The sequence below is a fragment of the Campylobacter sp. JH32 genome (assembly GCF_017846535.1).
Classification (GTDB): Bacteria; Campylobacterota; Campylobacteria; order Campylobacterales; family Campylobacteraceae; genus Campylobacter_D; species Campylobacter_D coli.
This window is the reverse complement of record NZ_JAEQBS010000016.1, coordinates 1-11,722: the sequence shown is the minus strand read 5'-3', so window position 1 is coordinate 11,722 and position 11,722 is coordinate 1. Positions and strand designations below refer to the sequence as shown.

Below are 11,722 nucleotides of genomic sequence, written 5' to 3'. Positions count from 1 at the left end.
AGGACCATCTCTTACTAAACAATTGCCTTTATTAAAAAAATATGCTAGCAAAGCTACGATTTTTTGTGCAGATTCTTCTTATCCTATTTTAGCTAAACATGGTATAAAGCCTGATTATGTTTGTATGCTAGAAAGAACTGAAATTACTGCTGAGTTTTTCAATCATGATTTTGGGGAATTTGATAAGGATATTGTGTTTGTTTGCGCAGGGGTTGTTCATCCAAAGGCGATTGAGTATTTAAAGGATAGAAATAGAAAATATCTTATCATACCAAGATATTTATATTTTCCAATCTATATAAAGCTTAAATATTTTGATTTTTTATACAATACACCTAGCGTTGCACATATGTCATATTTTCTTTCGGTTCTACTCAATCATAAAAACATCATTTTTATAGGACAGGATTTAGCTTATGCTGAAAATGGCAATTCTCATCCTGATGATTATCAAAATTCAGCTAATTATGAAAGTCAAATGTATGAACATATTTTAACCGAGGCTTATGGTGGGAAAAAAGAAATTAAAACTCATGAATTTTGGATATTTTTTAAACAAATCCTAGAAGCAATGATTATTAAGTATCACATCACCACCTACAACTGTACCGAAGGTGGAGCAAGGATAGAAGGAACCATAGAAAAACCTTTTTTATGGGCTTGTGAGAATTTGCTTGATAAAGATTTAAATAAACCTTTTGAAAAATTAGAACCTTTAAGTTTAAATAAACAAAATGAGTTTTTACTTAAGGCTTATTATAAAGTTTATCAAAGTATTAAACATTGTAGAGATTTTAGTAAAATACTCAGCAATGATTTTGAAAAAATACAAAATATATATTTAAATTTAAACAAAAAAGAAAATGATTTAAACTTGGCTATTAGAAAAATAGATGAATTTAAAAATAAATTAGAAAATATCAAACAAATGCAAGATTTATATGAAATTTTACAACCTCTGCGTACTCAATTTGAACTTAATCTTGCTAGAATTTATGTCTTAAATCCTAAAACCAAAGAAGATGCTTTTAATAAAAGTATTCTTTGGATAAAAGAACATTTAGAATTTATGGAATTAGTTTATGGACATATTAAAGCACAAGAAAATGCTTTGATTAAAAATATACTTCCTTTAGAAGAAAAACTTAAAGAAAGAAAATTAGATAAATGGATGGAAAGGGTGAGAAGGTGAGAAATATTTTAGTTACAGGTGCTGATGGTTTTATAGGTTCTCATCTTTGTGAAAGTTTGATCAAAAAAGGTTTTAAAGTCAGAGCTTTAAGCCAGTATAATTCTTTTAATTTTTGGGGACATTTAGAAAAAAGTCCTTTTTTAAAAGACATGGAAGTTATAAGTGGGGATTTAAGAGATAGTTTTTTTTGCGAAAAAATCACCAAAAATATAGATGCGATCTTTCATCTTGGCGCTTTAATCGCTATCCCCTACTCCTACACAGCCCCACAAAGCTATGTGGATACCAATGTCAATGGCACTTTAAATATGCTCGAAGCAGCTAAAAAAAACGAGATTTCACATTTTATCCACACCTCAACAAGCGAAGTTTATGGCACAGCCTTTTATGTACCTATCGATGAAAAACACCCTTTACAACCTCAAAGCCCTTATTCTGCAAGCAAAATCGCTGCAGATATGATGGCGCTGAGTTATTATAATTCTTTTAATTTAAATGTCAATATTGCACGCCCTTTTAACACCTATGGACCAAGACAAAGCGCAAGAGCTATCATACCTACCATCATCACACAAATTTTAAGTGGAGCAAAGGAAATCAAACTAGGAGATTTAAGCCCTAAAAGGGATTTAAATTTTGTGCTAGATACTTGCGAGGGTTTTATCTCTCTTTTAAATTTAAAACATTTTGGAGAAGTTTATAATATAGGCTCAGGAGTGGAATACTCCATGCAAGAAGTACTTGATCTCATACAAAAAATTTTAGATTCTAAAGTAAAAATCATCCAAGATGAACAAAGATTGCGTCCTAAAAATAGCGAAGTTTTTAGACTTTGTTGCGATGCAAACAAGCTTAAAAAAGCTACAAATTGGCAAAGCAAAATAAGTCTAGAAGAAGGCTTGAGACAAAGCATAGAGTATTTTAAAGAAAATTTAGAAAATTATAAAAGTGAGCTTTATAATGTTTGAAAAAGAAATTTCTTTTATAAAAAGTCTTTTTAATAAAGAAAATATCGCCCTACATGAGCCTTGTTTTATAGGCAATGAGAAAAAATATCTTTTAGAGTGCATTGATAGCGGTTTTGTTTCAAGCGTGGGAGAATTTGTAACGCGTTTTGAAGAAGCTTTAAAAGAAAAAACCAAAGCACGCTTTGTTATCGCTACAAATACAGGCACAGCAGCCCTTCATATCGCTTTACTAGCTAATGGTATCGATGAAAACTGCGAAGTCATCACTCAAAGCATAAGCTTTGTCGCTACGGCCAATGCTATCGCTTATACAGGTGCAAAACCCGTTTTTTTAGATATAGATGAAAACACTCTAAGTTTAAGTCCTAAGGCTTTAGAGCATTTTTTAGAAAATCAAACTTATCAAAAAGATAATCTTAGCTATAACAAAACCACACACAAACCCATCAAAGCTTGTGTTATTATGCACACCTTTGGTTTAAGCGCTCATATAAAAGCCATCAAAGAGCTTTGTGAAAAATACCACATCCTTTTAATTGAAGATGCTGCAGAAGCCTTAGGAAGCACCTATGAAAACAAGGCCTTAGGCACTTTTGGAAAGTGTGGAATTTTAAGCTTTAATGGCAATAAAATCATCACAGGTGGATGCGGTGGGGCGATATTAAGTGATGATGAAAATTTAGCCAAACTTGCAAGACACCTTAGCACCACAGCTAAAATCCCCCATCCTTACGAATACGATCATGATAGGATAGCTTATAATTACCGTCTTTGCAATATAAACGCAGCAATCTTGTTTGCAGGACTTGAAAATTTAGAACTTTTTTTAGAAAACAAAAGAGAACTTGCTAAAATTTACAAGGATTTTTTTAAAAATCACGATAAATGTCAATTTATCGATGAAAAAAGCAATGAAAAAAGCAATTTTTGGCTCAATACCTTGCTTTTTAAAAATGAAAATTTAAGAAATATTTTTTTAGAAGAATGCTTGAAAAATAATATTTTCGTCCGTCCTGTATGGAAAAGCTTACCGAGTTTAAAAGCTTTTCAAAACTGTCAAAGCAATGAGCTTATAAACACTAAAAAATTAGAAAAACGCTTGATTAATTTACCTAGTAGCGTTAGAATAGCAAATAAAAAGGAATGATGCGTTGCAAAATTTAATTCAAAGCATTAAAAAAATTTAATAAGAAAAAATATGAGAATAGCGGGGGGGGGGATTTGATTTTTTTACTTCTTCTTTTAGGAGAAGTGCGTGAAAAATGTCATCATCATAGGAGCGGGTGGCTTTGCTAGAGAGCTTTATTCTTATTTAAAAGATGCAAATTACGAAATTATAGGCTATATTGATATACAAGAAAATAATTTTTTTGACTTAAAATATCTAGGCAATGAAGATAATTTCGATAAAAAGTTCATTCAAAAAGCATCTTTTGCTTTAGGTGTAGGACAAATCAATTTAAGAAAAAAAATCCTTGTAAAACTTTCAAAAAAATCATGTAATTTTATCACTTTTATACATCCTCAATCTTTTGTTTCAAAAGAAGCTAAAATAGGACAAGGGGTTATAGTGTGTCCTTTTGTAACCATTAATGCTAATTCAAATATAGGAGATTTTGTGCTTTGTAATATTTATTCAAGCATAGCTCATGATTGTAAGGTAGGAGAAGGAAGTATTTTAAGCCCTTATGCTACACTTAATGGAAATTCAAGCATAGGAAAAAATTGTTTTTTAGCTACTAGAGTTAGCCTGTTGCCTTGCGTAAACTTAGAAGATAACTGCATAGTAAGCAGGTAGTATTATTAGCAAAAACTACACATCCAATCAACTTATTTTTCATAAAAATATAATTAAAACAAGGAAAAAACAATGAAAGAAATTAATATCATAGACTTTGGTTTAATGGGTAAGCAAATAAGTGCTTTATTTTATTTATTAGGCTATGAAATAGGTGTTTATAATAAAAGCAAGCTCAATATATACGAATTTGAAAAACAAAGAAAACTTCTACAAAGAAAAATAGATTTTTCTAATTTTAACGCCGGAAAAATAAACATTTACCAACATATAGAAGATCTTAAAAATAGCTTGACTATAGAAAGCTTAAATGAAGATTTAAATTTAAAAAAAGAAATCATGCAAATTCTTAGAGATAATAATATAGTTTTTCGAATTCAAGTTCTTTGAGTATGGATGATTTAAACTGCGATTTTATACATTTTTTCAATACTATTTATATCAAATTAATAGAACTTTGTGGTTCTAATTTAGAACGATTTACCCCATTGAAAGATCTTAAAAAATTAGGATTTCATATCATTTGCAGTAAAGGCAATCGAGGAGCTTTAGCAAATTTGCTTTTGTTCAATGAAATTTCATCATTTTTTAAAATTATAGAAAAATACGATTATAATTTCAAAGAATGTCAAACAGTTTATGATTTGCTTTATGAAAAAAGAAATTTGTTAAATATTATCGACACTATAGGCATAGAACTTTGTAATAAAATTTGTAAGAATTTAAAAGAAGATGATGAAAATTTTTACCATCCAAAAATCTTTAAAAAGGCCTTATAAAAAGGAATTTTAGGTAGAAAAATAAAACAAACATAAGTGATATTTTATAAAATAAGCAAATATTAATTTAATATTTTATACAATCTAATATTTTTATTAATATTGAAGGGGTGGGGAATGATTTATTGTGATCACTGCGTGATGCCAAATACTAGACCTGGTATTAATTTTACAAAAGATAAAGAAGGTAAAAATATCTGTTCAGCTTGCATCAATCATAAAAATAAAGAAAATATTGATTATAAAGCAAGATTTAAAGAGCTTGAAGCCTTATGCGATAAATACCGCAGAATGAATGGAAAATTTGAATATGATTGCGCTATTGCCGTAAGTGGAGGTAAAGATTCGCATTTTCAAGTGCATATCATGAAAGAAAAACTTGGAATGAATCCTATTCTTTTTAGCGTTGAAGATAATTTCACCATGACTGAAGCAGGTAAGAAAAATCTTAAAAATTTAAGTGAAACTTTTGGTTGTCATATTATTAGCTTAAAGCCTGATATCAAAACTCAAAAAAAAGTTATGCTAAAAACCTTTGAAAAATATGGAAAACCCACTTGGTTTATTGATAGACTAATTTACAGCTATCCTTTTGCTATGGCTTTAAAATTTAATACACCTTTATTGGTTTATGGAGAAAATGTTAGTTATGAATATGGAGGTAGTGATACCGAAGAAACTCCTAGCGCTAAAGAAATATTTTTAAATGGTGTAGCTAGTGATTTAAATATAAATGAATTTATAGATGATGAAATCAAAGAAGAAAATCTACAACTCTTTTTTAATCCCAATGCAAATGATATCAACAAACTTAATCCTATTTATCTAAGTTATTTTGTAAAATGGAATTCTTATAGCAATTATATTTTTGCTAAAAGTCGTGGTTTTACTGATCTAGAAGGCGAATGGGATAGAACAATGTGTGCAGAAAATTTTGATCAAGTTGATAGTATAGGCTATATCCTACACGCTTGGATGAAATACCCTAAATTTGGTCATGCTTGTGCGAGTGATTACGCAGCTCGTTTCGTGCGTTATGGACTTTTAAGCAGAAAAGAAGCTATTGAACTTGTGCAAAAAAGAGATCATAAGCTTGACAATAGATGCGTTGAAGATTTTTGTAATTTCATAGGTATTAGCAAAACTACATTTTGGAAAATAGTAGAAAAACATTACAATATGGATTTATTTTATAAAAATGATTTTGGAGAATTTAAATTAAAAAATCCTTTAAAATAATTTGGAACAACTCTTGCTTTTAAACACTATAAAGCACACTAAATTTAGGCAACAAACATGAAAAAAACCCTCATCATTGCAGAAGCAGGAGTCAATCACAATGGTGATTTAAATTTAGCTAAAAAGTTAATAGAAATCGCAGCAGATTCAGGGGCTGATTTTGTTAAATTTCAAAGTTTTAAAGCCAAAAACTGTATCAGCACAAAGGCTAAAAAAGCACCCTATCAGCTTAAAACCACGGCTAGTGATGAGAGTCAGCTTCAAATGGTACAAAAACTCGAACTCGATCTTAAAGCTCATAAAGAGCTTATCTTACACGCAAAAAAATGCAATATTGCCTTTCTTTCTACTCCTTTTGATCTTGAAAGTGTAGATCTTTTAAATGAGTTAGGCTTAAAAATCTTTAAAATTCCAAGCGGAGAAATCACCAATCTACCCTATCTTAAAAAAATTGCAAAGCTTAATAAAAAAATCATACTTTCAACAGGCATGGCAAATTTAGGCGAGATAGAAGAAGCTTTAAATGTGCTTTGCAAAAATGGCGCTAAACGCCAAAATATCACTCTTTTACACTGCACTACAGAATACCCTGCCCCTTTTGATGAAGTCAATCTTAAAGCCATGCAAAGCTTAAAAGACGCTTTTAAGCTTGATGTGGGTTATTCTGATCACACAAGAGGCATACACATTTCCCTAGCTGCAGTTGCCTTAGGAGCTTGCGTGATAGAAAAGCATTTCACTCTAGACAAAAATATGTCAGGGCCTGATCATAAAGCAAGTTTAGAACCTCAAGAACTAAAAATGCTTTGCACCCAAATAAGACAAATACAAAAGGCAATGGGTGATGGCATAAAAAAAGCAAGTAAAAGCGAACAAAAAAATATCAACATAGTAAGAAAAAGTTTAGTCGCTAAAAAAGATATCCAAAAAGGAGAAATTTTTAGCGAAGGAAATCTTACTACCAAACGCCCCGCAAATGGTATAAGTGCTATGAGATATGAAGAGTTTTTGGGTAAGATTGCTACTAAAAACTACAAAGAAGATGAGCTTATCCGTGAGTAAAAGAAAAATTTGTATAGTCAGTGCAACAAGGGCTGAATGGTATCTTTTAAGAAATTTATGTCATGAAATTCAAAACGATAAAGATCTAAGCCTTCAAATCATCGCTACAGGAGCGCATTTAAGCCCTGAGTTTGGACTCACTTATAAAGAAATAGAAAAAGAATTTAAAATCACTAAGAAAATTCCTATCCTACTTGCAAATGATGATAAAATAAGCCTTTGCAAAAGCATGAGTTTAGCTTTTAGTGCTTTTAGCGATGCTTTTGAAGACTTAAAACCTGATATGGTGGTGATTTTAGGCGATCGTTATGAAATGCTTAGCGTAGCAAGTGTATGTCTTTTGATGCACATACCTTTAGTGCATTTATGTGGCGGGGAGCTTACTTTAGGAGCTATTGATGATAGTATAAGACACAGCATTTCAAAAATGTCACATTTACATTTTGTAAGTCATGAAATTTATAAAAAAAGGCTTTTGCAACTTGGAGAAGAAGAAAAAAGGGTTTTTAATATAGGTTCTTTAGCTTCTACTATCATAAAAAATATGAATTTTTTAAACAAAAAAGATTTAGAAAAAGCCTTAGAAATGAAACTGGATAAAGAGCTTTACTTAATCACCTATCATCCTTTAACTCTAAAGCCAAAAAATACCCAAAAAGAGATTAAAACCCTACTTAAAAAACTTGACACCCTTAAAAACGCAAGTTTGATTTTTACCAAAGCAAATGCCGATGAAAATGGACTTTTAATCAATGAAATTTTACAAGATTATTGCCAAAAAAACCCACACAAAGCTAAACTTTTTGACAACCTTGGCTCACAAAAATACCTAAGTCTTATGAAAATAGCCAAAGCTATGGTGGGCAATACTTCAAGTGGCATTAGCGAAAGTCCTTTTTTTAAAACTCCTTGCATTAACATAGGCGATAGACAAAAAGGGCGTTTAAAAACTCAAAATATCATTGATTGTGAAATCAATGATCTTGATCAAGCTTTTGAAAAATTAGAAAGCAAAGAATTTAAACAAAAATTAAAAAATTTTAAAAACCCTTATGATAATGATAAAAATCCCAATAAAATCATCAAAACTTGCCTAAAAAATGTAAATTTAGATACAATTTTACATAAAAATTTCATCGATTTATAAGGCTTAGCGTGGATATAAACAAACTTAAACTCATCCCTCATTCTAGCATAGAAGAAGCTTTAAAAATAGTCGGGCAAGAACGCGTTAGACTAGGCATTATAGTTGATAAAAAGGATAAATTTTTAGGAGTCATTAGTGATTCAAACATCAGAAAAGCTTTAATTGGTGGCAAAACTTTAAAAGACAGTATCAAGGATATTTACACTAAAAATCCCATCACCATAAAAGAAAACACAAGCAAAGAAGAACTTTTAAAACTTTCTGCCAAAACCGATATTTATGACTTTCCTGTTTTAGATGAAAAAGGGCAAATCCTTTCTATAAAATCTGTCTCATCGCTTTTAAAAACCAATCCAAACTCCATTATCATAATGGCTGGAGGCTTAGGATCTCGCTTAAAAGAGCTGACTAAAGATACTCCAAAACCCATGCTAAAAGTAGGCAAAAAGCCCATTTTAGAAAGCATAATCCAAAGATTTAAAAATCAAAATTTTGAAAATTTTATCTTTTGTGTGAATTATAAAAAACAAATCATAGAAGATTATTTTCAAAAAGGGCAAAAATTTGGGGTTAAAATTTCTTATGTTAAAGAGCGTAAAAAACTAGGCACCGCAGGGGCTTTAAGCCTTATAAAACAAGAATTTAAAGAAAGTTTTATCGTTATGAATGCAGACATTTTAACCGAGCTTGATTTTAATGCTCTTTTAAAAGCGCATAAAAAATCAAAAGCTTTAATGAGTGTTTGTGTGCGTGAGTTTGAACAACAAATTCCTTATGGGGTGATCACTCAAAAACAAGGTTTTATAGAAAATATAGAAGAAAAACCCACTCAAAAATTCCTAGTAAGTGCGGGGATTTATGTGCTTGAAAATGAAATTTTAAATTTAATTGCTAAAAATGAATACCTAGACATGCCCGAACTCATCAAACTTGCCCTACAAAAAGGCAAGGTAAATACCTATATCATCAATGATTATTGGATCGACATTGGAAGGCCGGATGAGTTTTTAAAAGCCAATGAGGATTTTAAATGAAAGTCTTAATCATAGGCTTTGGAAGCATAGGAAAAAAGCATTTTTTAGCCTTAAAAAATTTAAATTATGAAGCAAGTTTGCTTTCTTTAAGCGCTAATGAAAAAGAACTTGAAAGAATTCAAATTTATCGTTCTTTAAAAGAATGTGATTTAAATGAATTTGATCTTTTTATCATTGCAAACATCACTACAGAGCATTTTAACACCTTAAAAACTTTAAATGAACTTGTAAAAGATAAAATCATACTCGTAGAAAAACCTTTATTTGAAAAGCTGCAAAATTTCACAAGCTCAAAAAATCACATTTATGTAGCGTATTTACTGCGTTTTCATCCTGTGATTGTGGCTTTAAAAAAGCTTTTAAAAGATGAAAAAATTTATTTTGCTAGTTTGGTTTGTAATTCTTATTTGCCTCATTGGAGGGCTTTAGACTACAGACAAAATTACAGTGCTAAAAAAGAGCTAGGTGGTGGGGTTTTACTCGATCTTTCTCATGAAATCGATCTGGCCTTTTTTCTTTTTGGAGACTTAAAGCTTATATACTCTCAAAATGCTAAAATTTCAGAGCTTGACATAACAAGCGATGATTTTGCCTTTTTGGCTTTAAAAAATTCACAAAAAGCTAAAATTCATATAGAACTAGACTATTTTTCTAAATTCAACAAAAGAGAAATTACCATCCATACTTTAGAAAAAAGTTTTAAAGCCGATTTGATAAACAATAAAATCGAAATTTATCACAAAGATCAAAGTCAAAAAGTCTTAAATTTTGAAAATGATACGATAAAAACCCTTCAAAATTTACATCATGCAGTCTTTGAAAAAGACAAAGAACTTTGCGATCTTAAGCAAGCTTTAAAAGTACTTGAAATTTGTGATGAAGTAAGGAAAAAAAATGGCTGAAATTTTATGCACCATTTGTGCTAGAGGTGGAAGTAAAGGCGTTAAAAACAAAAATATTAGAAAGATTAACGAACTTGAAATGATAGCTTATAGCATCATACAAGCTCAAAATTCAAAGCTTTTTAAACACATAGTCATAAGTACTGATAGTGATGAAATCGCAAGTGTAGCCCAAAAATATGGTGCTGAAGTTTTTTTCAAAAGAGAAGCCCATCTTGCCAATGATCAGGCTGCAAAACTTCCTGTCATGCGTGATGCCTTGCTAAGAAGTGAAGAGCACTTTAAAACGCGTTTTGAAACTCTCATAGACTTAGATGCTTCAGCCCCGCTTCGCTCAAGCCTTGATATAAAAAAAGCTTATGAAAGTTTTGTTAAAAATGATAATTCCAATCTCATCACCGCAGTTCCTGCTAGACGCAATCCTTATTTTAACCTCGTAGAAATACAAAATAACAAGGTAGTAAAATCCAAAGAAGGAAATTTTACCACTCGCCAAAGTGCCCCAAAATGCTACGATATGAACGCTAGTATTTATATCTTTAAAAGGGATTATCTTTTAGAAAATGATAGTGTTTTTGGCAAAAACACAGGGCTTTTTGTAATGGATGAAAGCACGGCTTTTGATATTGATAGCGAGCTTGATTTTAAAATCGTAGAGTTTTTAATCTCTTTAAAAAATTTATCGCCAAAGGATTTTTAATGCTTGAAAATAAAATCATCTTTGTAGCAGGAGCTTGTGGGCGTATAGGTAAAGCGCTTTGTCAAAAAATACTTCTTAGCAAAGGTATCCCTATACTCGCAGATATCAACAAAGAACGCTTAAATAAATTGCAAGAAAATTTAGAAACAAATTTTAAAACAAAACTTTTAAGCTTAGAACTTGATATCACTAAACAAGAAAGCTTACAAACCGCCCTTCAAAAAAGTCAAGAAAGATACGGCAAAATCGATGCTTTTGTTAACTCAAGCTATCCTTTTGGCAAAGATTGGGGTAAAACGCCTTATTATGAACTCAAATACGAACAAATTTGTGAAAGTTTAAATTTACATTTAGCAGGCTTTATGCTAGCCGCTCAAGAATTTGTGAAATTTTTTAAACAACAAGGCTATGGCAATATCATCAATCTTAGCTCCATCATGGGAGTTTATGCGCCAAAATTTGAAAACTATGAAGGCACTTCCATGCAAAGCTCTTTAGAATATAGCGTGATAAAAGCAGGGATTAACCACATGGGTACTTGGCTAGCTAAAGAGCTTTTTAATCAAAACATACGCGTTAATACCCTAGCAAGCGGGGGAATTTTAGACAATCAAAACGAACTTTTTTTAAAAGCTTATAGAAAATGTTGTGCGAGTAAAGGCATGTTAGATGCAGATGATATATGTGGAACTTTGGTGTTTTTACTTAGCGATGAGAGTAGATTTATCACAGGGCAAACCTTAGTGGTAGATGATGGATGGGGCTTATGATGACCTTCACCCCTACTCAAAAAGAACTCTTTAACAAAAACATTGAGGCTTTAAGTAATATTCTTTTAAAAGAAAGTTTAAAAGAAATTAAATCAAGTAAATTTGAACTTATCTTAGGTAAAGATAATCTA

Annotated in this window: 14 protein-coding genes; all 14 read left to right on the top strand. The window is 30.8% G+C overall.

The features are described from left to right. A partial coding sequence (locus tag KAR67_RS09100; RefSeq protein ID WP_192801088.1) for a motility associated factor glycosyltransferase family protein occupies positions 1-1,192 on the top strand: 1,192 nt, incomplete at its 5' end. Next, a complete protein-coding gene (gene legB / locus KAR67_RS09095) occupies positions 1,189-2,160 on the top strand; it encodes a 4,6-dehydratase LegB (RefSeq protein ID WP_002802255.1) in 972 nt (323 codons plus the stop codon). The genes KAR67_RS09100 and legB, both read left to right, overlap by 4 nt. After that, complete coding sequence (gene legC, locus KAR67_RS09090; protein WP_060794142.1) at positions 2,153-3,307, top strand: aminotransferase LegC; 1,155 nt, start codon at positions 2,153-2,155, stop codon at positions 3,305-3,307. The genes legB and legC overlap by 8 nt, the downstream gene beginning before the upstream one ends. A gap of 108 nt (positions 3,308-3,415) precedes the next feature. Next, complete coding sequence (locus KAR67_RS09085) at positions 3,416-3,958, top strand: transferase (protein ID WP_002782229.1); 543 nt, start codon at positions 3,416-3,418, stop codon at positions 3,956-3,958. 72 nt (positions 3,959-4,030) lie between these two features. Then, positions 4,031-4,348, top strand: a complete 318-nt coding sequence (locus KAR67_RS09080) for a 3-hydroxyacyl-CoA dehydrogenase NAD-binding domain-containing protein (RefSeq protein WP_060794143.1) — start codon at positions 4,031-4,033, stop codon at positions 4,346-4,348. A gap of 2 nt (positions 4,349-4,350) precedes the next feature. Further along, positions 4,351-4,737, top strand: coding sequence for a hypothetical protein (locus tag KAR67_RS09075; protein ID WP_002782233.1), 387 nt, complete (start codon positions 4,351-4,353; stop codon positions 4,735-4,737). Between the two features lie 117 nt (positions 4,738-4,854). Further along, a complete protein-coding gene (locus KAR67_RS09070) occupies positions 4,855-5,976 on the top strand; it encodes an N-acetyl sugar amidotransferase (protein WP_002820085.1) in 1,122 nt (373 codons plus the stop codon). Between the two features lie 57 nt (positions 5,977-6,033). Next, positions 6,034-7,038, top strand: coding sequence for a N,N'-diacetyllegionaminate synthase (gene legI / locus KAR67_RS09065; RefSeq protein ID WP_063651930.1), 1,005 nt, complete (start codon positions 6,034-6,036; stop codon positions 7,036-7,038). Next, positions 7,031-8,185, top strand: a complete 1,155-nt coding sequence (gene legG / locus KAR67_RS09060; RefSeq protein ID WP_063651928.1) for a GDP-N,N'-diacetylbacillosamine 2-epimerase (hydrolyzing) — start codon at positions 7,031-7,033, stop codon at positions 8,183-8,185. The genes legI and legG overlap by 8 nt, the downstream gene beginning before the upstream one ends. An 8-nt stretch (positions 8,186-8,193) precedes the next feature. Next, positions 8,194-9,219 carry a nucleotidyltransferase family protein gene (locus KAR67_RS09055; RefSeq protein ID WP_002830540.1) on the top strand — a complete coding sequence of 342 codons (1,026 nt, stop codon included), beginning with the start codon at positions 8,194-8,196 and terminating at the stop codon, positions 9,217-9,219. Beyond that, positions 9,216-10,121 carry an L-glutamine-D-fructose-6-phosphate isomerase subunit gene (gene ptmF / locus KAR67_RS09050; protein ID WP_063651925.1) on the top strand — a complete coding sequence of 302 codons (906 nt, stop codon included), beginning with the start codon at positions 9,216-9,218 and terminating at the stop codon, positions 10,119-10,121. Before KAR67_RS09055 ends, ptmF begins: the two co-directional genes overlap by 4 nt. Then, positions 10,114-10,821: a CMP-N,N'-diacetyllegionaminic acid synthase gene (gene legF, locus KAR67_RS09045; protein ID WP_162284654.1), complete on the top strand. Its 708-nt coding sequence runs from the start codon at positions 10,114-10,116 to the stop codon at positions 10,819-10,821. The genes ptmF and legF overlap by 8 nt, the downstream gene beginning before the upstream one ends. Beyond that, complete coding sequence (gene ptmA / locus KAR67_RS09040) at positions 10,821-11,591, top strand: flagellin modification protein PtmA (protein WP_002792780.1); 771 nt, start codon at positions 10,821-10,823, stop codon at positions 11,589-11,591. Before legF ends, ptmA begins: the two co-directional genes overlap by 1 nt. Beyond that, positions 11,579-11,722, top strand: a 144-nt coding sequence (locus KAR67_RS09740) for a motility accessory factor (protein ID WP_072228470.1), incomplete at its 3' end; no start/stop codon positions are given. The genes ptmA and KAR67_RS09740, both read left to right, overlap by 13 nt.

Excerpts from the sequence above, each read along its gene's own strand:
- legC (WP_060794142.1), top strand. The coding sequence starts at position 2,153 with ATGTTTGAAAAAGAAATTTCTTTTATAAAAAGTCTTTTTAATAAAGAA.
- KAR67_RS09080 (WP_060794143.1), top strand. The coding sequence starts at position 4,031 with ATGAAAGAAATTAATATCATAGACTTTGGTTTAATGGGTAAGCAAATA.
- KAR67_RS09075 (WP_002782233.1), top strand. The coding sequence starts at position 4,351 with ATGGATGATTTAAACTGCGATTTTATACATTTTTTCAATACTATTTAT.
- KAR67_RS09070 (WP_002820085.1), top strand. The coding sequence starts at position 4,855 with ATGATTTATTGTGATCACTGCGTGATGCCAAATACTAGACCTGGTATT.
- legI (WP_063651930.1), top strand. The coding sequence starts at position 6,034 with ATGAAAAAAACCCTCATCATTGCAGAAGCAGGAGTCAATCACAATGGT.
- ptmF (WP_063651925.1), top strand. The coding sequence starts at position 9,216 with ATGAAAGTCTTAATCATAGGCTTTGGAAGCATAGGAAAAAAGCATTTT.
- legF (WP_162284654.1), top strand. The coding sequence starts at position 10,114 with ATGGCTGAAATTTTATGCACCATTTGTGCTAGAGGTGGAAGTAAAGGC.
- ptmA (WP_002792780.1), top strand. The coding sequence starts at position 10,821 with ATGCTTGAAAATAAAATCATCTTTGTAGCAGGAGCTTGTGGGCGTATA.